Source organism: Kushneria sp. AK178 (assembly GCF_053903105.1).
On record NZ_CP096381.1, the window covers coordinates 1,637,383 to 1,662,585 of the forward strand.

Sequence of the window (25,203 nt, forward strand, 5' to 3'; positions counted from 1 at the left end):
CGTGTCATTGTTGAAGGGCTCGCGGGCCGGCCGTCTGCGCTACCCGGGGCTGCTGGTGATAACGGCCATGCTGATCGGGGGCTGTGCCAGCGGCAGCGGTGGCTCGGGCGGGCGCTATGCCATGTCCCATGATGCCTATCCGGACGAGCAGGTGGATGTCTCCCGGGTACCCGATGCCGTACCGCGGGTGGAACCGCTTTCACGCAGTGGCAACCAGTCCACATATCAGGTGCGGGGCAAGCGCTATCACGTGCTCTCCTCGAGCCAGGGGTACAGCCAGACGGGGCTGGCGTCCTTCTATGGCCGGAAGTTTCAGGGCTACGATACGGCCAACGGCGAGCAGTACGACATGTATGCCATGTCGGCAGCGCATCGCTCCCTGCCGCTGCCCACCTTTGCGCGCGTAACCAACCTGGCCAACGACCGCTCCGTGATTGTTCGCGTCAATGATCGCGGCCCGTTTCATGATGATCGTTTGATTGATCTCTCCTATGCAGCAGCGTCTCGACTGGATATGCTCGGCGATGGCACTGCCAGGGTGCGGGTAACCGCGATAGATCCGCGTCAGTGGCAGGCACAACACAACAATGATCAACGCATGGCTGCCCGGTCGGAAGGCGAGGGCGTTTCGGTGACGTCCGGAACCGACGCGCCGCGCCGACAGGGCGTCAATGCGTCGTCAATACAATCGCATGTTCCTGCCACCGGCAGCAGTAATCAGGCGGGTGCCGTTTATCTGCAGGTGGCAGCACTGGGATCGGACGCGCAGGCCCGGGCGCTCAGGGACAGGCTCGAAGCGCGGCTATCACGGCCGGTTCGGGTCACACGACATGCCGCCATGCACCGGGTACAGGTGGGGCCACTCGCGGATCCGATCATGGTGGAATCAGTCAGGTCCGAACTGCATGACGCAGGCTATGACCAGCTGCATCAGGTCACTGGTACGGACTGAATACAAGCAAACAGAGAAAGGCAATATGACCCTTTTTGCAGTAAACGTACGCCGTTGGCGCCACCTTGTCGCATTCTCCTCACTGGCGCTGACACTGACTGCGGCGCCCGCCATGGCATCCGATGGCCCGTCTCCTTCCAGTTTCATTCCGTCACCGCCGGGGCTTGCCGCCACCTCGTGGGTGCTGATGGATGCCAAATCCGGGCGTGTTCTGGTCGAGCATGATGGCAATGAGCGTGTGCCGCCGGCCAGTCTGACCAAGATGATGACCGCCTATATTGCCGAAAACGAGATCGAAAACGGCAATATGTCCGCCGAGGATGAAGTGCGCATCAGCAAGGAGGCCTGGCAGACCGGCGGGTCGCGCATGTTTGTCAAGGTCAACAGCTACGTGCCGGTCCAGGCGCTGATGCAGGGCATCGTGGTACAGTCAGGCAACGATGCCACCGTGGCGCTCGCCGAACACATCGCCGGCAGCCAGTCATCGTTTGCCGATCTGATGAACGAGCATGCGCGTCAGATGGGGCTGCAGAACACGCACTTCATGAACCCGACCGGTCTGCCGGACCCCGATCACTACTCCTCGGCCTATGACATGGCGGTGATCGCGCGCCATATCATCAATGATTTTCCCGAGCATTATTCCCTTTATGCCGAGAAATACTTTACCTGGAACGGCATCAAGCAGCCCAACCGCAACCTGCTGCTGTGGCGTGACAAGACGGTCGATGGACTGAAGACCGGCCATACCGAAGAGGCCGGGTACTGCTTGGTGGCCTCGGCTCAGCAAAGCGATACCCGCCTGATTGCGGCAGTCATGGGGACCAACTCGGAAGAGGCCCGATCGCAGGAGACCCAGAAGCTCTTGAGCTATGGTTTCCGCTATTTCCAGACCCAGAAGGTGTATGACGCCGGGCAGGTGCTCACGAGTGCGCGCGTATGGGGCGGCACCCAGGATGAGGGCAGCTTTGGCGTTGCCAACGACGTGTACCTGACCGCCTCGAAGCAAAACGATGCAGGGCTTTCCAACCGCATCAATATCGACGGGGACCTGCAGGCGCCCATCCAGGCCGGCCAGCGCTATGGCACCGTCCAGATCGTACAAAATGACGAGGTCATCGACGAGCAGCCGCTGGTCGCGCTTGAAAGCATCGAGCAGGGTGGTCTGTTCAAGCGTCTCTGGGACGGGCTCCTGAAGTTCGTTCAGGGCCTGTTCTGACGTCTGACGATCAAGTCAGGTCCATGACCATGAGGGGGGATTCGGCTGACGAATCCCCCCTTTTCCATTAAAATGGCCGGTAATCGGGCGAATTTTCTGCCTGCAATGATCAAGAGGTTTATCATGTCCGGGCCTTCATCCCAAAAGCCTGCTGCCATCCTGTCGTCTCCCGGTGATGCCGGTAAACACCAGGAGGCACCGAAAATCGAGTTTCCCTGTGATTACGCCATCAAGATCGTGGGGAACAACGATGTCGAGTTCGATCGTGACATGCTCGATATCGTGGAGCGCTTCTCACCGGAGCTTGACCGCTCCCGGGTGACCCATCGCGACAGCCGCAATGGCAAGTATCGTTCCCTGCATGTCACCATTTATGCCACCGGCGAAGAGCAGCTCAACGAGCTGTTTGTCGCGCTCAAGGCCACCGGTCGTGTGCAGATGGTGCTTTGATTCCTGCCGGCTTTCCCCGAGGTAGCCCTGATGAGCGACACAAGGCTGGATGATCAGTCCATTGGCGTATATCGTCTGGGGGTATGTGACTACACCACGATCTGGGAGGCGATGCGCCGTTTTACCGATGAGCGCGATGCCACGACTCAGGATCAGATCTGGCTGGTCGAACACTTCCCCGTCTTTACCCAGGGGCGAGCCGGCCGGCCCGAGCATCTGCTCAATCCCGGCAATATTCCGCTGGTGCACAGTGACCGTGGCGGACAGGTCACCTATCATGGGCCCGGGCAGCTGGTCATGTACCCCCTGATTGATGTCAAAAGGCGACGTATCGGGGTGCGTGCCATGGTGGATGCCCTTGAAAATGCCGTGATCCGCTCGCTGGGCGAGCATGGCATCAGCGCCCGCTCGCGCGCCGATGCGCCGGGCGTCTACGTGGCGGATGCCAAGATTGCCTCGCTCGGACTGCGTATTCGCCGGGGCAGCAGCTTCCACGGCATTGCCTTCAATATCGATATGGATCTTTCCCCCTTTGACCATATCAACCCCTGCGGTCATGCAGGGCTTAGAATGACACAGCTTCGCGATCTGTCGTCGCAACCACCGGACATGGCGCGTGAAGCACAAGGATTGCTCGGAGCCTTTGCCGCCGAACTCGGCAACCCCGAGCTTCAGGAGATGGTGAGCGCACCCGGGGTGCTGACCCACATTTCTCGAGTAACAGGATCAAACTGATGACCGAGACGACTGCTACCACCCCCAAACAGCGGGCCGAAAAAGGTGTCAAGCTGCGCGGCGCCGACAAGGTATCCCGCATTCCGGTCAAGGTCATCCCGACCGAGACCCTGCCGACCAAGCCGGACTGGCTCAAGGTGCGCATGCCCATCTCCCCGGAGGTGACACGCATCAAGGAGACCCTGCGCCGGCACAAGCTGGTCACGGTATGCGAAGAGGCGTCCTGCCCCAATCTGGGTGAGTGTTTCAACGGCGGTACCGCCACCTTCATGATCATGGGGGACATCTGCACGCGCCGCTGCCCGTTCTGTGACGTTGCCCACGGCCGTCCCAACGCGCTCAACGAAGACGAACCGCGCGAGCTGGCCGAAGCCATCGCGGAGATGCGTCTGAAGTATGTCGTGATCACCTCCGTGGATCGTGACGATCTGCGCGATGGCGGCGCGCAGCACTTCAACAACTGCATCGAAGAGATCAGAAAGCGCAGCCCCGACCTCGAGGTCGAGGTGCTGGTGCCGGACTTTCGCGGTCGCATGGAGAAGGCGATCGATATCATGCGTCAGGAGCCGCCGGATGTGTTCAATCACAATCTGGAAACGGTGCCGTCGCTGTATCGTCGCGTGCGTCCGGGCGCGGACTACCAGTGGTCGCTGGATCTGCTCAAGCGCTACAAGGAGGCCCGCCCCGAAGTGCTGACCAAGTCAGGGCTGATGCTGGGCGTTGGTGAAACCGATGACGAGGTGGTCGAGGTCATGCGTGACCTGCGCGCCCATAACGTCGACATGCTTACCCTCGGGCAGTACATGCAGCCCTCGCGTAGTCACCTGCCGGTCGATCGCTGGGTGCATCCCGACACCTTTGCCTGGTTTGCCGAGAAGGGCTACGAGCTGGGCTTCAAGCATGTTGCGTCGGGCCCGCTGGTGCGTTCGAGCTACCATGCCGACAAGCAGGCTCACGGCGAAAGAGTTTCCTGAGCCGTGTGACGCTGGCCACTACCCTTGTTGTTCAACGACGCCCGGCACTGCCGGGCGTTGTCGTTTTCGCTATCCTTATTAACAGTCACGATAATCGTCTCGATAGGTATGAACGTCTGAACCATTTCATGGTGTAACGGTCGGTAATCATGACGGTCGTCAAGTGGAGGGTGCCATGCTGATCAGGACACGAAAGCCTCACCACATCGGTGAAAACGAAACCACGCCGGAGTCGGTCTATCAGGCGCGCCGACGCTTCATGACAGGGGTGGCAAGCCTTGGCATGGCGGCAGCTCTGCCGCGCGGGGTATGGGCAGCGTCTCGATATGACGATGTCGAGTCGGGCAGCCGGCCCGACTGGTTCGCTTCACGCCTTGACGATACGCAGTGGCAGGCGGTGACGGCAGGGGAAAACGACAAGCTCACGCCTTTCGATGATGCCTCGCACTACAACAACTTTTTCGAATTCGGCACCAGCAAGGACGACCCCTATAAACATGCCGGTGCCATGACCACCGAGCCCTGGACTATCGAGATCGATGGCGAGGTGGCCCGACCCGGGACGCTGGATGTCGATCAGTTGCTGGGCGAACACCAGCTGGAGGAGCGCATCTATCGCCTGCGCTGTGTCGAGGCGTGGTCGATGGTCATTCCGTGGCTGGGCGTGCCGCTATCAAAGATCCTCAAGCGCGCCGAGCCGACCAGCGACGCGAAGTTCGTGCGCTTTCAGACCCTGGTGCGCCCCGAGGAGATGCCGGGGCAGCGCTCGCGCTTCGCCCTGATCGACTGGCCCTATCAGGAGGGGCTGCGCATGGATGAGGCGATGCATCCGCTGACGATTCTGAGCGTGGGCATGTACGGACGGGTGCTGCCCAACCAGAACGGCGCGCCCGTACGGCTGGTGGTGCCCTGGAAATACGGTTTCAAGAGCATCAAGTCGATCGTGCGTATTTCGCTAGTGAAAGAGCAGCCGCCGACCGCCTGGCCCTCCATCAATGCCAGTGAATACGGCTTTTACTCCAACGTGAACCCGGATGTGGACCATCCGCGCTGGAGCCAGGCACGTGAGCGACGCCTGCCCAACAGCCTGTTCAGTACCAACATGATCGATACGCAAATGTTCAACGGCTACGGGGACGAGGTGGCGTCTCTCTACAAGGGCATGGACCTGCGGAAGTACTTTTGATGCGACTCTGGCGAAGTGCGGTTTTCGTGGCAGCGCTGCTGCCGTTTCTCTGGTGGGCCTTTCAGGTGGCAGCAGGGCAGGCCGGTCCCGAGCCCGGGCAGTATCTGCTGCTCAATTTCGGCCAGTGTGCGCTGATCCTGCTGCTGGTGACCCTGAGTCTGACACCGCTGATGAAGCTGACCCGCTGGAAGGGATTTGCCGTGATTCGTCGTCAGCTGGGGCTCTGGACCTTCAGCTACGCCGCGCTGCACCTGACCAGCTATCTGCTGTTCATACTGGGACTGAATGTCTCGGCACTGGGCGAAGACCTGCAGCGTCGGCCCTATATCATTGTCGGCTTTGCCGCGCTTTTGCTGCTGCTGGCACTGGCGGTCACCTCCAATCGCTACTCCATGAAGCGTCTCGGCAAGCGCTGGAAGTTGCTGCACCGGCTGGCTTATATCGCGCTGGCGCTGGTGCTGTTGCACTTTTTCTGGGTCGTGCGTGCCGACATGGGGCAGTGGAGTGGCTATGCACTGGCCGGTGGAGTGCTGATGCTGCTTCGCATCCCGGTGATCTCGCGGGCACTCGGCAGGGTGGTTCCCCGGCGGGGCAGTACGTCCCGGGCGTGACGCATCTGATGACAACGCCGGCCCGGGGCCGGCGTTTTGAATCAACCGCTGTGGCGTGCTAGTCCATGGCGGTCAGTACCAGCTTGCCGATGGTGTGACCCTCTTCCAGCATCCGATGGGCGCGGGTCAGATTCTCGACATTGAGCGGCCCGACAATCTCGCCCAGCGTGCTGCGCAGCCGGCCTTCATCGAGCAGACGCGCTATGGTGGTCAGTGCTGCACCCTGCTGTTCGCGCTGCACGTCATGAAGCGGGCGGGCGAACATGAACTCCCAGTGGAAGCTGGCAGCCTTGCCCTGCAGCGCGTTGAGGTCTACCTGCTGCTTTGTCTCGGCAATCGCCACGATCTCGCCGAGCGGCCTGATCAGGGACACCATATTGTCCCAGTGCACCCCGATGTCGTGACAGTTGAAGATGTAATCGACGTTATCGAGGCCGAGGCGCTGGAGCTCGTTGACGAGATCGTGATGGTTTACCACGTCATGAGCGCCCATGTCGCGGCACCACTGTGCTGATTGATCGCGCGAGGCCGTGGCGATAACGCGAATGCCGGTCAGCTGGCGGGCCATCTGAATGGCGATCGAGCCCACGCCGCCGGCGCCATTGATGATCAAAAGCGTCTGATCACCGTGGTCGCTGGTATCCTGCGCCAGATGCAGCTTGTCAAACAGCGCCTCCCAGGCCGTCAGAGCCGTCAGCGGCATGGCCGCGATTTCCTCGATATCGAGCGTCTCGGGGGCGCGTGCCAACAGACGCGAATCGATCAGCTGGTACTGGGCGTTGCAGCCGGGGCGGCTGACTTCGCCGGAGTAGTAGACGCGCTCGCCAACGGCCAGACCGCTGACACGGTCGCCAATGGCTTCCACGATGCCTGTGGCATCCCAGCCCAGCACGGTGGGCTCACTGATCTCTCCCAGCGCACCCGCGCGCACCTTGGTATCCACCGGATTGACCGAGACAGCCTCGATACGCACCAGAACATCTTCTCCCTCGGGTGAGGGGCGCTCGATGTCGATGGCTTCAAAGGCGCCGGGGGCGTTGATATCGCTGGCGCCGCGTGTGGCAATGGCTTTCATGGTCTCTCCCTTGATTAACGGACGCAGGCTGATGCGTCATCCTCTAGACTATCAGCCACCAATCTGGACCATGATGCCAGCCGATGCCAGCCGCCGTGCTGGTGGTGACATGGCACGCTAGAAGAGAGAACGCATGACACATGACTGGTTAGCCTTTGCCAAGGAACTCCGATCCATTGCCCAGACCGGGCAGACCTATACCACCAACAAGTATGAACTGGCGCGCTATCAACAGCTGGAAGCGCTGACCAACCAGATGTTTGCCGTGCTCGGGGATGTGCCGATCGAGAAAATCGAAAACCTGATCATTCCCGACCGCGGCTACGCGACGCCCAAGGTGGATGTCCGCGGGGCGGTCTTTGATGATCAGGGCCGCGTGCTGCTGGTCCGCGAAATCAAGGATGGACTCTGGACGCTGCCCGGCGGCTGGGCCGACGTTAACGAAGGCCCCAGTGCCGGCGTGCTCAAGGAGATTGTCGAGGAGTCCGGCCATCGGGCGAGCCAGCCGCGTCTGGCCATGCTCAAGGACCGCAGCCTTCACCCCTATGCCCACTATTCGCCGGATCATATCTACAAGCTCTTTTATGTCTGTACGCATGAGGGCGGCGAATTCGTGCCCAATAACGAGACGGATGCGGCCGAATTCTTTGATCTCGACGATCTGCCGCCGCTGTCCGAGGGACGAACGCTGCCCATCGATATTCACGAATGCTGGGCCTTTGCCAACTCCGGGGCGGCCGGTATCTACAGCGACTGATGGCCATCGCCGGTATTGATCGGCTGCTGCATGCCGACTGGAGTCTGTCGCCTGCCAGGCGCTGGTACGCCCGGGCGCAGCGTATCGACGGCCAGTGGCAGGTCAGTGACCCGGTCCGCATCCGGGATGTCCACGGCTGGCGTGACAGCGTGCTGATGGCTTCTCGAGAGGGCGCCACCCTGGCCGGATTCGATTTTCCGATCGGCGTGCCCGAGCGATGGGCCGAGCAGGCCGACGTTACCCGTTTCAGGACTTTCCTTGAGGCGATGGAGGCCCCTCGATGGGATCAGTTTTTTGATACGGCTTCGATCCCGTCGGAGATCTCGCCGACGCGGCCCTTTTATCCGCAGCGGGCCTGCAAGGGAATACGTCAGTCTGACCTCACACAGGCGCTGGGGGTCGAGAGCTTCGACGCGCTGCGTCGGTCGTGTGAGCGGGATATGCCCGGACGCAAGCCCTGTCCGCTGTTCTGGACGCTGGGCGCCAATCAGGTCGGCAAGGCCGCTCAATCGGGCTGGCAGAGCGTAATCCAGCCGGGCATGGCCCAGGGCGCAGCGCTATGGCCCTTTGATGGTACGCTGGTCGAGCTTGCCGACACGCATCGCTGCATCCTGTGTGAGACCTGGCCGACGCTGGCGGCCCGGCTGATGGGGGTTGAGCTATCAGGACGTCAGAGCAAGCGCCGCCGGGCAGATCGCATCGAAGCCGGTCGTCATCTGTTGGACACCGCATTGCCGGTGACATGGGAGGCGCCTGCCAAAGCATCGCTCGAATCGGGGTTCGGCGAGCGCGCTGACGGTGAGGACCCCTTTGACGCCATGCTGGGGCTTTTGATGATGATCGCCGTGGTGGAGGGGCAGCTGCCGGCGTCATCCACGCTGTCGCCCGTGGCGCGCCATCTTGAAGGGTGGATACTGGGGTTTGATGACGCGATAGCGCCGAAAGGGTGATCGGGCGCTGATAACAGAAAAGGCCTTCAAGTGAAGGCCTTTTTTGAGACGGATCGATGTGTCGCGTGGCCGCTATCAGCCGATGTGTTCGCCGACCTGTACAATCTTCATGGCGTTGGTGCCGCCCTGGGCGCTGACGTGATCGCCGCGGGTCAGGATGACGTAGTCGCCCGGGTTGGCCAGCGCCCGCTTCTCGAGTTCGGAGACGGCGCGCTGGTTGACCTCGGCATTGGGCATGTCATCGGTATTGAACTCGATGGCAAACACGCCGCGGTAGAGCGCCATGCGACGCAGCGTACGCGGATGTGACGACAGGGCCACAATGGGCAGGCCGGAACGAATGCGCGAGGCGATCAGCGGCGTATAGCCGGTCTCGGTCAGGCAGGCGATCGCTGCCACGCCTTCGAGGTGGTTGGCCGCGTACATGGCCGACAGGGCCACGGTTTCATCAATGCGATGAAACTCATCGGCCATGCGATGCTTGGATTCCTGAGCGGCGCGTTCGCGCTCGGCACCCATGCAGCAGCGATCCATCGCCTCGATGGTCTCGACCGGGTAGCTGCCGGCGGCGGTTTCGGCGGAGAGCATGACCGCATCGGTGCCATCCAGCACCGCATTGGCCACGTCAAAGACTTCGGCGCGCGTTGGCAGCGGCGATTCGATCATCGATTCCATCATCTGCGTGGCCGTAATGACCGCACGATTGAGCGTGCGGGCACGGGCGATCATGCGCTTCTGGACACCGATGAGCTGCGCATCGCCGATCTCGACGCCCAGATCGCCGCGGGCCACCATGACAGCATCGGAAGCGATAATGATCCCGTCCAGCGTGGCGGCATCGGCCACGGCTTCGGCACGCTCGACCTTGGCGACCAGAGCAATGTTCTTGCCGGCCTCTCCAAGCAGATCACGCGCCAGCTGCATGTCAGCGCCGGAGCGCGGGAAGGAGACTGCCAGGAAATCGACTTCCAGGTCGATCGCGGTTTTCATGTCCTCGCGATCCTTGTCGGTCAATGCTGCCGCCGACAGGCCGCCACCCTGTTTGTTGATGCCCTTGTTATTGGAGAGGGTGCCCCCCACTTCAACGCTACATTCGATACGTCCGCCGTCGACGCGATTGACCTTGAGCACGACGCGGCCGTCGTCGAGCAGCAGAACATCGCCGCTTTGAACGTCGTCGGCAAGCGCCTTGTAGTCACAGCCGACCTGATGGTTATCGCCTTCGTCGCGGCCCAGATTCACGTCGAGAACAAAGTCCTGACCGTTTTCAAGCTCGACCGAACCGTTGGCAAAGCGGGCAATACGGATCTTGGGACCCTGCAGATCGCCCAGAATGGCGACGTTACGCTGCTGGTTTCTGGCCGCTTCACGCACGGCCTCGACGCGACGGCGGTGATCCTCGGCGCTGCCGTGGGAGAAGTTGATTCGAACGACATCAACGCCTGCGTGCACCATGGCCTCGAGAACGCCTTTTTCGTCACTGGCAGGACCCAGAGTGGCGACAATCTTGGTGCGGCGAATCGGGCCGGCAGTCGCTTTCGTCATGAAGCATTCTCCTGATGCGGTGTCTGAATATATTCACTATACCTTTTTCACCCCCATGGGTGCGACGGCTATGCGCCAAAGTCTTGATGACACCTTCGAGAATGTCGAGGCATTCGACGGGGGGCGGCGCAATGATGTGCCTGCCGTGAGGGCATCAACGCTTTCGCCCATCGTTTTTTATCCGGTGGCGCCATGGATAAGGCCAGGGTAGGGTAGTCGCATTTTTCAGGGTGTCTGAACCTGTCCCGGTCAATGGGCGGTCACACACGCTGCTTTTCTGACATGATAGTGCCGGCAGGACCGGCAAAAGAGACGGAGATCTATGGGCAAGTCACTGGTGATCGTCGAGTCGCCGGCCAAGGCCAAGACCATCAACAAGTACCTCGGCAACGATTTCATCGTGAAATCGAGTGTGGGCCATATTCGTGACCTGCCGACCAGTGGTGGTGGCAAGGGTGCCACTGACCCCTCCGAGCGTGCCCGTCAGGCCGCTGCCACGCGCAAGATGTCTGCCGAAGAGAAGGCGGCTTATAAAAAGCGCAAGAGCCATGACCAGCTGATCCGCCGCATGGGCGTCGATCCCGAAAATGGCTGGCAGGCGAACTACGAAATATTGCCGGGCAAGGAAAAGGTGGTCGACGAGCTCAAAAAGCTCGCCGAGAAGGCCGATGCCGTCTATCTCGCCACCGACCTTGACCGTGAAGGGGAGGCCATCGCCTGGCATCTGCGGGAAACCATCGGTGGCGACGAGTCGCGCTATCGCCGTGTGGTCTTCAACGAGATTACCAAAAACGCCATTGCCCAGGCGTTCGAGACCCCCGGCGAACTCAAGCTGGACCGCGTGCATGCCCAGCAGGCCCGGCGCTTTCTGGATCGTGTGGTAGGCTTTATGGTGTCGCCGCTGCTGTGGAGCAAGGTGGCTCGAGGCCTGTCGGCCGGCCGCGTCCAGTCGGTTGCGGTGCGGTTGATCGTTGAGCGTGAGCGCGAAATTCGTGCCTTTACGCCGGAAGAGTACTGGGACGTTCATGCCGACCTTGACGCCGGCAGTGGCGATAGCGTGCGGTTTGAGGTGGTCAAACATCACGGTGATGCTTTCCGGCCGACCAGTGAAGCGCAGACAGCCTCGCTGATTGCGCCTCTCGAAAAGGCGGCCTACGTCATTACCGGGCGTGAGGATCGCCCGACTTCCAGCAAGCCCGGCGCCCCCTTTATTACCTCGACCCTGCAGCAGGCGGCCAGTGGGCGTCTCGGGTTTTCGGTCAAGAAAACCATGACTCTGGCGCAGCGTCTGTATGAAGCGGGCTTTATCACCTACATGCGTACCGATTCGACCAATCTGTCCGCCGACGCCATCGCCATGGCACGCGACTACATCGAATCCAGCATGGGCAGTGACTACCTGCCCGACGCCCCCAATGTCTACTCCAGCAAGGCGGGCGCTCAGGAGGCTCACGAAGCCATCAGGCCGACCGATGCCGGTCGTCACGCCGATGATCTCGGCAGCATGGAGCGTGATGCCGAACGCCTCTACGAGCTCATCTGGCGTCAGTTTCTGGCCAGCCAGATGGTGCCGGCACAGTATCTGTCGACCACGCTCACCATTGAGGTGGCAGGGTTCGAGCTGCGGGCCCGCGGGCGAGTGCTGCGCTTTGACGGCTATACCCGGGTGCTCAAGCCCTCGTCCAGAAAGGAAGAGGATCAGCAGCTGCCGGATATCGGCAAGGGCGAGACGCTGGAACTCAGGGCGCTCGATCCGAAACAGCATTTCACCAAGCCAACCGCGCGCTATACCGAGGCCAGCCTGGTCAAGGAACTCGAAAAGCGCGGCATCGGCCGGCCCTCCACCTATGCGGCCATCATTTCGACGATTCAGGAACGGGGCTACGTCAAGCTGGACAGCCGCCGTTTCTATGCCGAAAAACTGGGCGAGATCGTCACCGACCGGCTGATCGAGTCCTTCCAGGATCTGCTGGACTATGGCTTTACGGCCCGCATGGAAGACGAGCTCGACCACGTCGCCGACGGCGAGCGTGACTGGCGCGAACTGCTGGACAGTTTCTATGGCGATTTCCGCGCCCGGCTGGAGCATGCCGAGGGCGAGGAGGGCATGCGCCCCAATCAGCCGGTCGAAACCGGCATCGAATGTCCCACCTGCGGTCGACCCATGCAGATTCGCATCGCCTCCACCGGCGTCTTTCTGGGCTGCTCGGGCTACAACCTGCCGCCCAAGGAGCGCTGCAAGACCACCATTGATCTGCTGCCCGGGGAAGAGGCGGTGCCGGCGGATGCCGATGAAAATGCCGAAACCGATGCCCTGAGGGCCAAGCGTCGTAATCCGAATACCGGCACGGCGATGGACAGCTACCTCATTGATGAGACGCGCAAGATTCACATCAGCAACGATGATGATGGCTACTACGAGATCGAAGAGGGCCACTTTCGCATCAAGGGCTATGAAGGCCCGACCATCGAGTGCGACAAGTGCGGCTCGGAAATGCAGCTGCGCTCGGGGCGGTTCGGCAAGTATTTCGCCTGTACCAACGATGACTGCAAAAACACCCGCAAGCTTTTGAAAAGCGGCGAGCCTGCGCCACCCAAGATGGACCCGATTCCGATGCCGGAGTTGATCTGTCAAAAGGTGGAGGATCACTACGTGCTGCGTGATGGCGCCAGCGGTCTTTTCCTGGCGGCCAGCCAGTTCCCGAAAAACCGTGAAACGCGACCGCCGCTGGTCAGCGAGATCAGACCGCATGCCGAGGCGCTGCCGGAAAAGTACCATTTTCTGCTGGAGGCGCCGGATCACGACCCGGATGGGCATCCGGCCCAGATCCGGTTCTCGCGCAAGACCAAAAGCCAGTATGTGTTGAGCGAGGCAGAGGGCAAGGCGACCGGCTGGAAGGCGCTGTGGGACGGCGAGCGCTGGCAGGTCGAGGATAACCGCAAGGGGAGCGGTGCCAAAAAGGGCGGCAAGTCAGGGAAGCAGGCATCATGAGCCATCAGGGCCGCACCAATCAGCTGCTGTATCAGGCCATGCTGCTGCTGGATCAGTCTGCCGGCGATGATGAGCATGCCGATGCCCGGCGACGAGCGCTCGAGGAAGGGGCGCTATCGATGCTCGAAATGGCACTGGAAAGCCTGATCAAGGAAATCGCGCATACCTGCCGCTGGCCTGACATGCACTGGCGCAGGGTCCTTGAACAGCCGCCGGCACCGGTGGCCGAAATCGAACTGCTGCGAGAGCTCATGGCCCGTCCCGACAGCTGGCTTGCCAGACTGCTGCAGCTGCTTGATCGTCTTCATGATGAAGGTGGTGCCGCGCGGCTGCGTCGGCACGACAACATGATTGCGTCCAGCCAGAGTGAGCCCCTTTCCCGGGAACTTGCAACGTGTCTTGATAGTTTTCGAACGCTGCTTCCCAGACTCCGTGAAACCAGCCATGAGTGGTAATGTCTTGTATTGGAACAACGTGACATCCCTTTTCAGGGAAATTAATATTGCGTTAATGATTGGCGCTGATCGGATCAGTGAGGTGGCTCATGACTGACGCCGCCGTATTCGAGATCGTCGAGCTTGAAGATGGTCAGTTTGTGCTTCGGGCCGCCGACAGTGACGAGACAAACGAGCCGCTGGCCAGTATCCGGTTTTCGTCCAGTACGCTTGAACTTTTGCGGCATCATCGCTTTGATGTGGCCCGGGAAATGCTGGACCATTTGATCTCCCGCTCCGTACTCGCAGAAGAGGATGAGGGCACTGAAGCCCCCGAGCCTGCCGCCATTCATTGATTCGCCTTTTTGACTCGCCCGATCCCCGTTTATGGGCGGGGATCGTCCTTTCGGCCCCCGGGGGCTGAAGATCCGGAATTGATCTGTTATGTCAGAGACCCTGCAGGGTGATTTTGACTTCTGGTGGCAAGCGCCGGGAGAGTGGGTAGAACCCCCCAACGAACGCAAGGGAGGCCTCAGCGGTGTTCGGTTCATCCGGCCCGATCCGCAGGGTCCCTCCTACTATGTCAAGATTCAGCACGGCCATCTGTTTCGTAGCCTGCGCTATCCGCTGGGACGGCCTACCACGGTGCGTGAATGGCAGGGCCTCAAACGGTGCCAGATGCTGGGGGTCAACGCGCCGCCTCCCGTTTTTTTCAAGGCCAGAAAAAGCGGGCAGGGGTGGCAGGCCGTCATGGTGACCGAGGCCCTCCACGGTTACCAGAGCCTGCAGGCCATGCTCAGGGCTGACGAGTACGATACCGGGCAGCGCATCGCCATATTCCGGGCACTGGCAAGCAATCTCATCAGGCTGCACCGCAGTGCCTACAAGCACGGCCATCTCTATCCCAAGGAGGTGCTGGTTCGACTCGATGCTGATGACAGCGCGAGTACGGCACTGGTGGATCTGGAAAAGTGCCAGCGTCGTCCGTCGACTCGCCTGGCCGCCATGCGTGATCTGACGCGTCTTTTTGGTGATGCCCGGCCAATGGGGATGCGTGACGACGAATGCCATCTGGTGATGGACCTCTATCAAGAGGCGGGGATGACGCTGGACAGGGCACGCCTCATGCTGCCGCGGGTGCGTTAGGTGTGCCCGCAGGCACACCCTTGAGAAAAGCCGGCGTGCCGGTTAAAGGTTGTTGCCGTCGCCGCCGCGAATCACGCCAACGCCGACGCCCTCTATTTCCAGGCTCTGTCTTGTCAGATCGATGGTGATGGGCTCAAAATCGGGGTTTTCGGCAATCAGGCTGACAACACTGCCCTGGCGCTTGAAGCGCTTGACCGTGACATCGTCTCCCAGGCGCGCCACCACGATCTGCCCGTCCCGGGCATCATGCGTGCGGTGGACGGCCAGCAGATCGCCGTCGAGGATGCCGGCATCGCGCATCGACAGGCCGCGCACGCGAAGCAGGTAATCCGCCCCCGGATTGAAAAAGTCGGCCGGCATCGGGCAGTAGCGCGCGATATGCTCGGCGGCGAGAATCGGGCTGCCGGCGGCGACTTCCCCGACAACGGGCAGGCCGGCAGCAGTGCTTTCCTGCTCCTGAATGGTCTGCTCCTGATGGGACAGGCGAATGCCGCGCGATGTCCCGGGGATCATCTCGATAACCCCCTTCTTGCGCAGTGCCCGCAGATGCTCTTCGGCGGCATTGGGCGAGCGAAATCCCAGAGCACCGGCAATTTCGGCCCGCGTGGGCGGATAGCCGAGCTCATTGATGGTGCTGGCAATAAAATCGAATACGGCCTGCTGGCGAGCGGTCAACGGTCGTGTCATGTGCAGTGGCCATTGTTGATGTATACAGTATGTGATTGTATCCAGTCGTCATGTCAATGCAAGTGCTGCGATGCTGCCTGAATGCAGGTGTCAGGCGGCAATGGTGATACCATCGATGACTGGCCCGCACGTTTTATTTTCATGAAAGAGAACTGATATTTTCCATGGTGCCATCCGATACCGTGACCCGAATCCTTGATGCGGCTGAAGTGCTGTTTGCCGAGCATGGCTTCTCTGAAACCTCCCTGCGTCGGATCACCGGCCGGGCCGAAGTCAATCTGGCGGCCGTCAACTATCACTTCGGCTCCAAGCAGGCGCTGATACAGGCCGTGTTTTTCCGGTATCTGGACCCGTTCAGTGCGGATCTGCACCGACGGCTTGATGCGCTGAAAGCCGGTGAGGCGGGCGCGCCGGATCTTGATGGGCTGCTTGATACGCTCTTTGCCAGCGTGCTGGAAATGCCTTCCGACAATCATGATCTGAGAACCTTCATGAAGCTGCTGGGGCTGGCCTACTCTCAGACGCAGCGCCAGCTTCGCGACGAGCTGCGCCGGCGTTACGGCGATATCTTTTCACGCTTTCTGGAGCTGCTCAGGCAGGCTACCCCGGAGCTGGCCGACGATGAACGCTTCTGGCGGCTGCATTTCATGCTGGGGTCGGTCATCTTTACGCTGTCCGGGCTCAATACCCTGCGCGATATCGCCGAGCATGACTACCATCAGCGCATCACGATCCGGGAGCTGGCCCAGCGGTTGAAGCCGGTGGCACTGCACGCCCTGCGGGCACCGGTGGCCGATGATGCATCAGTCGCACGGATCGATCAGCATATACCGCCAGAGATGACGTCCTACGCCAGAACAGGAACCCACTCATGACCGACTCAAAGGTCGCCACGTTCGGTGGCCCCCTCATGTGTGATCTTCAGGGCACGCACCTGAGCGAGCAGGAGCGGGACTGGCTTGCGCACCCTGCCGTGGGAGGCATTATTCTCTTTGCGCGTAATGTCGAGTCCCCCGGGCAGATGCGCCGGCTGTGTGACGACATTCGTCGATGTAATCCCGATATCGTGATCGGCATCGACCAGGAGGGTGGGCGTGTTCAGCGTCTGCGCAACGGTGTGACAGCCCTGCCGCCCATGGCGCGTCTGGGCCGGTACTATCGTCAGGCGCCCGAAAAGGCGCTGGCACTGGCGTGCGACACCGGCTGGCTGCTGGCGATGGAAATGGCCGCCTGTGGCGTCGACTTTTCCTTCGCGCCGGTGCTGGATCTGGATGATGCCCGCTGTCCGGCCATCGGCAACCGCGCCTTTTCCGATGACCCGCAGCATGTGACGGCCCTGGGCGGCGCCTTTATCGACGGGTTCGAGGAGGCTGGCATGGCCGGTATCGGCAAGCATTTCCCCGGCCATGGCGGCGTCACGCTCGATTCACACCTGGTGATGCCGGAAGACGACCGGACACTCGAGGTGCTCGAGTCGCATGACCTGATGCCCTTCAGGGCCCTGTCCGATCACCTGGTCGGCATCATGCCGGCCCATGTGCGCTTTACCCGGATTGACGATCGGCCTGCCGGGTTTTCGCAGTACTGGCTTGAGTATCTGCGTCACGATATCGGCTTTGATGGCGTGATCGTTTCCGACGATCTTTCCATGGAAGGGGCCGCCATGGCAGGCGGGCCCGGTGAGCGTGTCATGGCAGCACTACAGGCCGGCTGCGATCTGACCCTGTTATGCAATGACCCTGACGCGGCGGCACAGGCCCGCGACACACTGGCACGACACACCGTGCTGCCCGAGAGCCGGCAGCGTTTGAACAGGCTCTACTTCAGCGGCAAGCGCCTGACAATTGAAACGCTCATGACGCTGCCACGCTGGCAGCATACGTGTGAGCGGCTGCAGCGGATCGGCTGATGCGCCAGCGCACCCGATGATCTGAAGGAGCCCCTGCGTTATGGAAGCGACGGCACTCTGGCAACAACTGCTCACCGGTACGCGCGACCGGCTGGATCAGCTCTTCGGAATCCCGGGCTGGGCCCTCATGCTGATCGGACTGATGCTTTTGACGGTGGTCGTTGATATCACGGCGGCACTTCTGCTGCGTCGTCTGGAACGGCGTCTGCGCCACAGCCCGAGACGCTGGGACGATGCGCTGGTGCACGGGGCTCGTGTGCCCTTTCGGGTCTGGCTGTGGAGCGGTGCCCTGTGCATGATTCTGACCCTGGTGGCTCAGGAGGTCGAACTTGAAGGGGTCAGCCGCTATATGGGGCTGACGTTCGGCATGATCACCCTGGTATTGATCTTCTGGGGTGAAATCCGGCTGATGCAGCGTCTCGAGCAGCGCATGGTCTTCCCGCCCGGCAATTCCCGCTCGTCTCCGGTCGATCAGACCACGGCCTCGGCCGTGACCAAGATCGTGGGCGCGGTCACCCTGCTGACCGTCATGCTGCTGGCCATGCAGCTGCTGGGCGTCGACATGTCCAGTATTCTGGCAGTCGGCGGTGCCGGCGGGCTGCTGATCGGGTTTGCCGCGCGCGATGTCATGGCCAACTTCTTTGGCGGCATGGTGATTCATCTGGACAAGCCCTTTCGGGTGGGGCACTGGATCCGCTCGCCCGATCGCGACATTGAAGGCGTTGTTGAGGACATCGGCTGGCGTCTGACCCGCATACGCACCTTTGCCGGTCCGCCCATCTACGTGCCCAATGCCGCCTTCAACCGGATTACCATCGAAACCCCGTCACGCATGCAGGCGCGTCTTATCTGGGAAAATGTCGGCATCCGCTATCAGGATGCCGGGGCGATCGAGGCGATTACCGGTGACATACGTGACATGCTCGATCGGGACGAAGAGATCAACAGCGACGAGCTGATCACGGTGAATTTCAACCAGTATGGTGATTATTCGCTGAACCTGATGATCTATGCATTGAGCAGTGTCACCGACTGGCAGCGCTACAATGAGACCCGACAGCGCATCCTGCTCAAGGTTCGTGACATCATCGACCACCATGGGGCCGAGCTGGCGCTGCCGGCTTCAAGGGTTTATGTCCCCGATGAGATACGCCTGGGTAACACGGCGGAGCCGATGGACCTTGAGCCCGAAGGGGATTCACGTCAGGATAGCGCCCCTCAAAATTCCCGGTCGGCCACCGAGCGCCGGTCGCGGGACAAGCACCGGGGGCAACGGGCCCCGTTTGATACCGAACCCAACAGTGAGTCAGATGGCGATGGCTGAACAGCAGGATGGTCCCCCCGAGATAGCCCAGTATCACAACGATATGAAGGTCCTGATGGATGAGGCGGACTGTCTGATCGATCTACCGGCTGTCGAAAGGGCGCTGGATGACATGGCCGAACGATTAACGCAGAACCTTTCCGACAGCATGCCGGTCTTTTACTGCGTCATGAATGGCGGCCTGATCACGACCGGGCATCTGCTGACCCGGCTGGGCTTTCCGCTGGAAGTCGATTATCTACATGCCACGCGCTACCGGGGCGGGCTGCGCGGGGGGGAGCTGTTCTGGCGCGTTTCTCCCGAGATTCCGATGGCCGGACGCCACGTGGTCATCGTCGACGATATTCTGGATGAAGGCGCAACGCTGGCCGCCATTCTGGAATACTGTCGTCAGGCAGGGGCGGCCAGCGTCTCCTCGGCCGTACTGGTCGAGAAAATGCACGATCGCAAGGCCGTTCCCGATCTCAAGGCGGAGTACTGTGGCCTGGAGGTCGAGGACCGCTACGTGTTCGGTTTCGGCATGGACTACAAGGGCTACTGGCGCAACGCGCCGGGGATTTTTGCCCCGCGCGGGCTCTGAGCGGGCATCGATCATTCCCGGCCGACATATCGATGCCGGCGGGTGCCGCAGCGTCGAGAGGGCATCAGACCACACGACAGGGGGCCGGCCATCAGGGCCGGCCCCTGTTGTTTGCCCGGCAAGCCGGGCGCTTCAGCTTTTCTGGTTGAAGTGGTCCAGCAGCGATTCAATGGCGGCAAAGCGCGCCTCGGGTGTCTCCATGGGCTGCTCGAAGCGCAGGGTTTCGGCACCATCGAGCCGATACTGATCGGGTGATTGCTGCATCATTTTGACCAGCGTCATGGGATCCACCGAGGTCTCGGGGCTGAACTGTATACGGCCGCGCCTGTCCCCGGCTTCCAGCCGCGTAATGCCCAGCCGCTCGGCGCGAAAGCGCAGTGTGGCCTGACGGAAAAGGTGCTTGACCGGTTCCGGCAGCAGACCGAACCGATCGATCATCTCGACCTGCAGCTCCCGCAGCTCACCATCGTTTTTGGCATTGCTGATGCGCTTGTACATGATCAGGCGCTGCTGAACATCGTGCATGTAATCCTCGGGGATCAGCGCCGGCAGCCCGAGGCTGATGTCCACGCCTTCCGACATGGGCGCTTCAATGTTGGGCGTTTTGCCACTTCGGATGGCGTTGACGGCCCGATCAAGCATTTCCATGTAGAGGCTGTAGCCGATGGTCTCGATCTGACCGCTCTGCTCCTCGCCCAGTAGCTCCCCGGCACCGCGGATCTCCAGATCGTGACTGGCCAGGGTAAAGCCCGCGCCGAGATCCTCGGCCTGGGTGATGGCTTCAAGACGCTTGGTCGCATCCGTGGTCATCTGTCTGGGCGGCGGCGTCAGCAGGTAGGCGTAGGCCTGGTGGTGCGAGCGGCCCACCCGGCCGCGCAGCTGATGCAGCTGAGCCAGTCCGAACTTGTCGGCGCGCTCGATGATGATGGTGTTGGCGCTGGGCACATCGATGCCGGTTTCGATAATGGTGGAGCACACCAGCACATTGAAGCGCTTGTGATAGAAATCCGACATGGCCCGTTCCAGGGCGCGCTCGGCCATCTGCCCGTGGGCGACGCCGACACGGGCATCGGGCACCAGCTCGCGCACCTTCTCGGCCGTGGCCTCGATCGATTTGACCTCGTTGTGCAGGTAGTAGACCTGACCGCCACGCAGCAGCTCACGCAGTACGGCTTCCTTGAGCACGGCCTGGTTGCGCTGCTGCACGAAGGTCTTGACCGATAGCCGGCGCGCCGGCGGTGTAGCAATGATGGAAAGATCACGCATGCCGCTCATGGCCATCGATAGCGTGCGCGGAATCGGTGTGGCGGTCAGGGTCAGGATGTCGACCTCGGCGCGCAGCGACTTGAGTTTCTCCTTCTGATGGACGCCAAAGCGGTGCTCTTCATCGACGATGACCAGCCCCAGATTGGCGAACTCGAGCTCCTTGCCCAGCAGCTTGTGGGTGCCGATGACGATATCGATGCGGCCGTCATTGAGGCGCTCCAGCGTCTGTGACTGCAGCTTGCCGCCCTGAAAGCGCGACAGGATATCGATGTTGATGGCCGAGTCGGCGAAGCGGTCGCGGAAATTGTCAAAGTGCTGCTGTGCCAGCAGGGTAGTGGGCACCAGCACGGCCACCTGCCGACCGGACTGAACGGCCAGAAAGGCCGCCCGCATGGCCACTTCCGTCTTGCCGAAACCGACATCACCACAGATGACCCGGTCCATCGGCTGGGTCGAGGTCATGTCATGGATCACGGCATCGATGGCCATGCGCTGATCGGGGGTTTCCTCGAAGGGAAAGCTCGCTGCAAAACGGGCGTATTCCTGCCCCGGCGGTTCGCAGGCAAAGCCCTCGCGCGCTTCGCGTCGGGCATAGACATCGAGCAGTTCGGCCGCCGTGTCGCGGACCTTTTCCGCCGCCTTGCGTCGTGCCTTTTCCCACTGATCGCTGCCCAGCTTGTGCAGGGGGGCGCTGTCATCGCTGGCGCCGGCATAGCGCGAAATCAGATGCAGGCTGTCGACCGGCACATAGAGGCGGGCGCCACCGGAATACTCCAGCGTCAGAAACTCGGCCGGCATGCCGCCGGCGTGCAGGGTCTCGAGTCCCAGATAGCGGCCCACGCCGTGGGCCTGGTGAACGACCGGGGCGCCTTCCCTGAGCTCGGAGAGGTGGCGTACGGCCAGCTCATTGTCATCCGTGGCCCGACTCTGGCGCCGGCTCTGACGCACGATCTCGCCATGCAGTTCGGTCTCGGTGAGTACCAGCAGTCCGGCACTTTCCAGCCACAGACCATGTTCAAGCCCGCCTTCAACGATCGCATGACGCTGATCGGCCTCGAGAAAGGCCTGCCAGCTGTCCGTATCCCTCAGGGCCAGATTCAGGGGCGCCAGGGTTTCATGCAGGGCTTCCTGCCGGCCACGCGACTCCGCCACAAACAGCACGCGCAGATCGTCGTGAGCGCTCAAAAACTGTTCCAGCGATGCCAGCGGCCTGGTGGCCCGTCCGTCGATGGCAATATCGGGCAGGGCCGCGCCCTCGACCGGTGTGCCTTCGTCATCCGTGCGCCACTGCAGCCGTGGGTAACGGTTGATGTGTCCGAAAAGTTCGGCCACCGGGATAAAGGCCTTTACTGGTGGCAGCAGCGGCCGGGTGGGATCAACGCCGAGATTGTCATAGCGTCCGGTAATGGACTGCCAGTGGCCCTCGGCGGCCTCAAAGGTGCCCGGAAGCAGGGCACAGCGCAGGCTGTCCCCGATATGGTCAAAAAGCGTCGAGGTGCGCTCGAAAAACAGCGGCAGATACTGCTCGAGACCCGGCGAGGGAATGCCCTGTAGAGCGTCCAGATAGAGCGGGCAGTGGCGCGGGTCAACGTCAAAGAGCGTTTCGAAGCCCTCGCGAAACCGTGCGATGGCATCCTGGGTGAGCGGGTATTCATGCGCCGGCAGCAGTTCGATGCGCTCGATGCGATCCGTGGAGCGCTGTGTATCGGGGTCAAAGTGGCGAAGCGTATCGACCTCGTCGTCGAAGAGATCGATGCGCAGCGGGTGCTCGCTGCCGACCGGATACAGATCGATCAGGGCGCCGCGAAAGGCGTATTCCCCCGGTTCATAAACGGTTTCGACGGCACGATAGCCGGCCAGATGGAGCTGCTCGCGAAAATGCTGGCGGTCCAGCGACATGCCCGTTTCCAGTTGCAGGGCCTGTACGGCGACATAGTCGGTGGGCGGCAGGCGCTGCATCAGGGTGTTGACCGGCGCCAGGATGATGCTCTGGTACTGATGCTGCATCTGTCGCAGGGTGCGCAAACGCTCCGAGACGATGTCCTGATGCGGTGAGAAGCTGTCGTAGGGCAGGGTTTCCCAGTCGGGGAAGACCAGTACCTCCTGCGTGCTGAAAAAGCGCAGTGCCATGGCCATGCGCTGTGCACTGGCCGAATCCGGCGTGATCACGAGCAGGGGGGTATCTTCGGCACCGGCCAGGCGAGCCATGGCGAGCGCATCCGCGCTGCCCTGTGGCAGTTGCCAGCGAGTGTTTTCCCGGGCCGGGGCAAGCGCGGGGGGCGCAAGGGGGCTGATGGTGCTGCTATGCGATGGCATGGTTCACTTTGAATCGATGGGCACAGGGACAAAAATGCGGACAGTATCGTCGATATGAAAGGGATTTGCGTTAAGTCTGTCATTGCCGATACGCGTGGCTCCTTTCTGCAGCGCATCATGATGGCGCAAAAGCGACATCATGATGGGCTTTTCGGTCTACGGGCGACGCCAGTACCGGGGTAAAAAACGCTGGGGCGGCGCTTGTCAACCCATGCTTTGGTGTAGTCAGGCTACAATTTTTGCGACTACGCCATCATTGTGGGGAGGCCGAGCTCTTTCGATAATGCCGCCACCTCAGGATTGCAGCTGCCGAGAGAGTGCCCACGATACCGCCACGGATATCACATAAAACAAGGGCAGGCGCTGCAGGTTTTCAATCACTGCAAGGAAACCTGACGTGAGTATGGCAAAGGAAGACGCGTGTCTGCAGCAGTGGCAGGCACAGGAGGCCCTGGCCGAGGAGATGATCCCGTTGCTGGGACGTCTCTATCGGACCTGCCGGGTGGTGCCGCTGATGTATGGCCGCTCCCTGGTCAATCAGTCGGTCATTCAACTGCTGAAGCATCATCGTTATGCCCGGCATGCGGAAAATGTCGAGCTGGAAGTCGGGGATACCCTTGCTCTGGTCAAGCACCTGATCGAGCTTGAGCCCGGGCCCGCTCATATTGATATCGGCAAGCTGGCCGTGGCCTGCAAGCGCAGCGGCGAACACGATGTGATGGGCTTTTTGCGACAGGCCCTCGAGCCGGTCGTGGGTCAGCAGGGCAGGGAGCCTTCAGAACCTCCGCGTGACGTGGTGCTGTATGGCTTTGGCCGTATCGGCCGGCTGCTGGCAAGGCTGCTCATCGAGCGCGCCGGTAGCGGGCGCTCGCCGCGACTGCGGGGTGTTGTCGTGCGCGGTGACAGCTCGGATCTGGAAAAGCGTGCCAGCCTGCTGCGCCGCGATTCCATCCATGGGCCCTTTGCCGGCACGCTGATGCTCGATCATGACAATGACGCCATCATTGCCAACGGCAATCGTATCCAGTTCATTCGCGCCGACGCCCCGGACAGTATCGATTACACGGCTTATGGCATCGACAACGCCATTGTGGTGGATAACACCGGTCAATGGCGTGACCGTGAAGGGCTGTCGAAACATCTGACCTCGAAGGGGGCGGCGCGCGTGCTGCTGACGGCGCCGGGCAAGGGCGATATCAAGAATATCGTTTACGGCATCAACGAGCATGAAGCCGATGAAAACGAGTCGATCCTGTCGGCGGCATCGTGCACCACCAACGCCATTGTGCCGGTGCTGAAATGTCTGTCGGATCGTTACGGCATCGAGCGCGGTCATGTTGAAACGGTACACGCCTATACCAACGATCAGAATCTGACCGACAACTATCACGAGGCCGAGCGCCGTGGGCGCAGTGCGCCGATGAACATGGTGCTGACCGAAACAGGAGCGGCAAAGGCCGTAACGCGGGCACTGCCGGAGCTGGCCGGCAGGCTGACCGGCAACGCCATTCGCGTTCCCATTCCCAATGTCTCCATGGCGATTCTGAATCTAACGCTTGAGCAGGCCTGTGACAGGGACTCCCTGAACGGCTATCTGCGCGAGATGTCGATCGATTCGAAGCTGCGCCGCCAGATCGACTTCGTCGATTCGCCTGAAGTGGTCTCGTCGGATTTCGTGGGCAACCGTCATGGCGGCATCGTTGATGGCAAGGCCACCATCGTCGATGGCAGAAACATCGTGGTGTATGTCTGGTATGACAACGAGTTCGGCTACAGCGCTCAGGTAATCCGACTGGTACAGCACATGGCGCATGCACGTCTGCCTTCCTTTCCTTCGCCAGACTGACATCCAACCGTTTTCTCCTGGACTTTGGTCCAGGAGAGCTCTCGCCCCAATGTGAATCCCTTTTAACTCATATGGTTTTTCACGTTCCAGCTCCTTATAATACGGCTGGTTTTTAAACCGTGTTAAATCATGTCCGCTCTGGCGGATCACCGAAACATCTCATCTGATTGATCATCACCCAAGGGGATCACCGGTAATAACGGTTGCTATCAATAGCTTGCGTCAAACGGTTATCAAACCCTGCATGAC

Annotated in this window: 22 protein-coding genes; 18 read left to right on the forward strand and 4 right to left on the reverse strand. The window is 61.1% G+C overall.

Going from position 1 to position 25,203, the window contains the following annotated elements:
• The first annotated feature begins 1 nt into the window (after position 1).
• The 7 genes from M1D97_RS07320 (at position 2) to msrQ (ending at position 6,127) form a co-directional block, all read left to right on the forward strand.
• Positions 2 to 952 carry a septal ring lytic transglycosylase RlpA family protein gene (locus tag M1D97_RS07320; protein WP_456270071.1) on the forward strand — a complete coding sequence of 317 codons (951 nt, stop codon included), beginning with the start codon at positions 2 to 4 and terminating at the stop codon, positions 950 to 952.
• A gap of 112 nt (positions 953 to 1,064) precedes the next feature.
• Positions 1,065 to 2,171 carry a D-alanyl-D-alanine carboxypeptidase family protein gene (locus tag M1D97_RS07325; protein ID WP_456270072.1) on the forward strand — a complete coding sequence of 369 codons (1,107 nt, stop codon included), beginning with the start codon at positions 1,065 to 1,067 and terminating at the stop codon, positions 2,169 to 2,171.
• Between the two features lie 123 nt (positions 2,172 to 2,294).
• A complete protein-coding gene (locus M1D97_RS07330; RefSeq protein ID WP_456270073.1) occupies positions 2,295 to 2,621 on the forward strand; it encodes an HP0495 family protein in 327 nt (108 codons plus the stop codon).
• Between the two features lie 30 nt (positions 2,622 to 2,651).
• Positions 2,652 to 3,356 carry a lipoyl(octanoyl) transferase LipB gene (gene lipB / locus M1D97_RS07335; protein WP_456270074.1) on the forward strand — a complete coding sequence of 235 codons (705 nt, stop codon included), beginning with the start codon at positions 2,652 to 2,654 and terminating at the stop codon, positions 3,354 to 3,356.
• On the forward strand, positions 3,356 to 4,330 hold the full coding sequence (lipA, locus tag M1D97_RS07340) for a lipoyl synthase (protein WP_456270075.1): 975 nt from the start codon (positions 3,356 to 3,358) through the stop codon (positions 4,328 to 4,330). The genes lipB and lipA overlap by 1 nt, the downstream gene beginning before the upstream one ends.
• Positions 4,331 to 4,505: 175 nt before the next feature.
• Positions 4,506 to 5,516, forward strand: a complete 1,011-nt coding sequence (gene msrP, locus M1D97_RS07345; RefSeq protein WP_456270076.1) for a protein-methionine-sulfoxide reductase catalytic subunit MsrP — start codon at positions 4,506 to 4,508, stop codon at positions 5,514 to 5,516.
• Positions 5,516 to 6,127 carry a protein-methionine-sulfoxide reductase heme-binding subunit MsrQ gene (gene msrQ / locus M1D97_RS07350; RefSeq protein WP_456270077.1) on the forward strand — a complete coding sequence of 204 codons (612 nt, stop codon included), beginning with the start codon at positions 5,516 to 5,518 and terminating at the stop codon, positions 6,125 to 6,127. The genes msrP and msrQ overlap by 1 nt, the downstream gene beginning before the upstream one ends.
• 58 nt (positions 6,128 to 6,185) lie before the next feature.
• Here the strand turns inward: msrQ and M1D97_RS07355 are convergent, their stop codons facing one another.
• The gene (locus tag M1D97_RS07355) at positions 6,186 to 7,202 is read right to left on the reverse strand and encodes a zinc-binding alcohol dehydrogenase family protein (protein WP_456270078.1); all 1,017 of its coding nucleotides are present in this window, start codon (positions 7,200 to 7,202) and stop codon (positions 6,186 to 6,188) included.
• A gap of 133 nt (positions 7,203 to 7,335) precedes the next feature.
• Here M1D97_RS07355 and M1D97_RS07360 point away from each other — a divergent pair, with 133 nt between their 5' ends.
• Together M1D97_RS07360 and M1D97_RS07365 are read left to right on the forward strand one after the other, a co-directional pair.
• Positions 7,336 to 7,959, forward strand: coding sequence for an NUDIX hydrolase (locus tag M1D97_RS07360; protein ID WP_456270079.1), 624 nt, complete (start codon positions 7,336 to 7,338; stop codon positions 7,957 to 7,959).
• Positions 7,959 to 8,909: a hypothetical protein gene (locus tag M1D97_RS07365; RefSeq protein ID WP_456270080.1), complete on the forward strand. Its 951-nt coding sequence runs from the start codon at positions 7,959 to 7,961 to the stop codon at positions 8,907 to 8,909. The genes M1D97_RS07360 and M1D97_RS07365 overlap by 1 nt, the downstream gene beginning before the upstream one ends.
• Positions 8,910 to 8,984: 75 nt before the next feature.
• On the opposite strand, the gene pyk is transcribed toward M1D97_RS07365, so the two are convergent.
• On the reverse strand, positions 8,985 to 10,454 hold the full coding sequence (pyk, locus tag M1D97_RS07370; protein WP_456270081.1) for a pyruvate kinase: 1,470 nt from the start codon (positions 10,452 to 10,454) through the stop codon (positions 8,985 to 8,987).
• Between the two features lie 322 nt (positions 10,455 to 10,776).
• Here pyk and topA point away from each other — a divergent pair, with 322 nt between their 5' ends.
• The 4 genes from topA (at position 10,777) to M1D97_RS07390 (ending at position 15,026) form a co-directional block, all read left to right on the forward strand.
• The gene (gene topA / locus M1D97_RS07375) at positions 10,777 to 13,446 is read left to right on the forward strand and encodes a type I DNA topoisomerase (protein WP_456270082.1); all 2,670 of its coding nucleotides are present in this window, start codon (positions 10,777 to 10,779) and stop codon (positions 13,444 to 13,446) included.
• Positions 13,443 to 13,901 (forward strand): DUF6586 family protein, encoded by a 459-nt coding sequence (locus M1D97_RS07380; protein WP_456270083.1) that lies wholly within the window; start codon positions 13,443 to 13,445, stop codon positions 13,899 to 13,901. The genes topA and M1D97_RS07380 overlap by 4 nt, the downstream gene beginning before the upstream one ends.
• 89 nt (positions 13,902 to 13,990) lie before the next feature.
• On the forward strand, positions 13,991 to 14,236 hold the full coding sequence (locus M1D97_RS07385) for a hypothetical protein (RefSeq protein WP_456270084.1): 246 nt from the start codon (positions 13,991 to 13,993) through the stop codon (positions 14,234 to 14,236).
• Between the two features lie 88 nt (positions 14,237 to 14,324).
• Entirely contained in the window at positions 14,325 to 15,026 is a 702-nt protein-coding gene (locus tag M1D97_RS07390) for a lipopolysaccharide kinase InaA family protein (RefSeq protein WP_456270085.1), read from the forward strand.
• A gap of 42 nt (positions 15,027 to 15,068) precedes the next feature.
• On the opposite strand, the gene lexA is transcribed toward M1D97_RS07390, so the two are convergent.
• Positions 15,069 to 15,713 (reverse strand): transcriptional repressor LexA, encoded by a 645-nt coding sequence (gene lexA, locus M1D97_RS07395; protein WP_456270086.1) that lies wholly within the window; start codon positions 15,711 to 15,713, stop codon positions 15,069 to 15,071.
• A 164-nt stretch (positions 15,714 to 15,877) separates the two neighbouring features.
• On the opposite strand from lexA, the gene M1D97_RS07400 reads away from it, so the two are divergent.
• From M1D97_RS07400 to M1D97_RS07415, 4 genes are read left to right on the forward strand one after another with little or no spacing between them, the layout of a single operon-like run.
• Positions 15,878 to 16,588, forward strand: a complete 711-nt coding sequence (locus M1D97_RS07400; RefSeq protein ID WP_456270087.1) for a TetR/AcrR family transcriptional regulator — start codon at positions 15,878 to 15,880, stop codon at positions 16,586 to 16,588.
• Positions 16,585 to 17,622 (forward strand): beta-N-acetylhexosaminidase, encoded by a 1,038-nt coding sequence (gene nagZ / locus M1D97_RS07405; RefSeq protein ID WP_456270088.1) that lies wholly within the window; start codon positions 16,585 to 16,587, stop codon positions 17,620 to 17,622. The genes M1D97_RS07400 and nagZ overlap by 4 nt, the downstream gene beginning before the upstream one ends.
• Positions 17,623 to 17,662: 40 nt before the next feature.
• On the forward strand, positions 17,663 to 18,946 hold the full coding sequence (locus M1D97_RS07410; RefSeq protein WP_456270089.1) for a mechanosensitive ion channel family protein: 1,284 nt from the start codon (positions 17,663 to 17,665) through the stop codon (positions 18,944 to 18,946).
• Positions 18,939 to 19,526: a hypoxanthine-guanine phosphoribosyltransferase gene (locus M1D97_RS07415; RefSeq protein ID WP_456270090.1), complete on the forward strand. Its 588-nt coding sequence runs from the start codon at positions 18,939 to 18,941 to the stop codon at positions 19,524 to 19,526. Before M1D97_RS07410 ends, M1D97_RS07415 begins: the two co-directional genes overlap by 8 nt.
• A 132-nt stretch (positions 19,527 to 19,658) precedes the next feature.
• Here M1D97_RS07415 and mfd read toward each other — a convergent pair whose 3' ends face one another.
• Positions 19,659 to 23,108 carry a transcription-repair coupling factor gene (gene mfd / locus M1D97_RS07420; RefSeq protein WP_456270091.1) on the reverse strand — a complete coding sequence of 1,150 codons (3,450 nt, stop codon included), beginning with the start codon at positions 23,106 to 23,108 and terminating at the stop codon, positions 19,659 to 19,661.
• A 397-nt stretch (positions 23,109 to 23,505) separates the two neighbouring features.
• Here mfd and M1D97_RS07425 point away from each other — a divergent pair, with 397 nt between their 5' ends.
• Positions 23,506 to 24,954: a glyceraldehyde-3-phosphate dehydrogenase gene (locus tag M1D97_RS07425; RefSeq protein ID WP_456270092.1), complete on the forward strand. Its 1,449-nt coding sequence runs from the start codon at positions 23,506 to 23,508 to the stop codon at positions 24,952 to 24,954.
• The last annotated feature ends 249 nt before the right edge of the window (positions 24,955 to 25,203 follow it).

Coding starts and splice junctions, on each gene's coding strand:
- M1D97_RS07325 (WP_456270072.1), top strand. CDS start 1,065: ATGGCATCCGATGGCCCGTCTCCTTCCAGTTTCATTCCGTCACCGCCG.
- M1D97_RS07330 (WP_456270073.1), top strand. CDS start 2,295: ATGTCCGGGCCTTCATCCCAAAAGCCTGCTGCCATCCTGTCGTCTCCC.
- lipB (WP_456270074.1), top strand. CDS start 2,652: ATGAGCGACACAAGGCTGGATGATCAGTCCATTGGCGTATATCGTCTG.
- lipA (WP_456270075.1), top strand. CDS start 3,356: ATGACCGAGACGACTGCTACCACCCCCAAACAGCGGGCCGAAAAAGGT.
- msrP (WP_456270076.1), top strand. CDS start 4,506: ATGCTGATCAGGACACGAAAGCCTCACCACATCGGTGAAAACGAAACC.
- msrQ (WP_456270077.1), top strand. CDS start 5,516: ATGCGACTCTGGCGAAGTGCGGTTTTCGTGGCAGCGCTGCTGCCGTTT.
- M1D97_RS07355 (WP_456270078.1), bottom strand. CDS start 7,202: ATGAAAGCCATTGCCACACGCGGCGCCAGCGATATCAACGCCCCCGGC.
- M1D97_RS07360 (WP_456270079.1), top strand. CDS start 7,336: ATGACACATGACTGGTTAGCCTTTGCCAAGGAACTCCGATCCATTGCC.
- M1D97_RS07365 (WP_456270080.1), top strand. CDS start 7,959: ATGGCCATCGCCGGTATTGATCGGCTGCTGCATGCCGACTGGAGTCTG.
- pyk (WP_456270081.1), bottom strand. CDS start 10,454: ATGACGAAAGCGACTGCCGGCCCGATTCGCCGCACCAAGATTGTCGCC.
- topA (WP_456270082.1), top strand. CDS start 10,777: ATGGGCAAGTCACTGGTGATCGTCGAGTCGCCGGCCAAGGCCAAGACC.
- M1D97_RS07380 (WP_456270083.1), top strand. CDS start 13,443: ATGAGCCATCAGGGCCGCACCAATCAGCTGCTGTATCAGGCCATGCTG.
- M1D97_RS07385 (WP_456270084.1), top strand. CDS start 13,991: ATGACTGACGCCGCCGTATTCGAGATCGTCGAGCTTGAAGATGGTCAG.
- M1D97_RS07390 (WP_456270085.1), top strand. CDS start 14,325: ATGTCAGAGACCCTGCAGGGTGATTTTGACTTCTGGTGGCAAGCGCCG.
- lexA (WP_456270086.1), bottom strand. CDS start 15,713: ATGACACGACCGTTGACCGCTCGCCAGCAGGCCGTATTCGATTTTATT.
- M1D97_RS07400 (WP_456270087.1), top strand. CDS start 15,878: ATGGTGCCATCCGATACCGTGACCCGAATCCTTGATGCGGCTGAAGTG.
- nagZ (WP_456270088.1), top strand. CDS start 16,585: ATGACCGACTCAAAGGTCGCCACGTTCGGTGGCCCCCTCATGTGTGAT.
- M1D97_RS07410 (WP_456270089.1), top strand. CDS start 17,663: ATGGAAGCGACGGCACTCTGGCAACAACTGCTCACCGGTACGCGCGAC.
- M1D97_RS07415 (WP_456270090.1), top strand. CDS start 18,939: ATGGCTGAACAGCAGGATGGTCCCCCCGAGATAGCCCAGTATCACAAC.
- mfd (WP_456270091.1), bottom strand. CDS start 23,108: ATGCCATCGCATAGCAGCACCATCAGCCCCCTTGCGCCCCCCGCGCTT.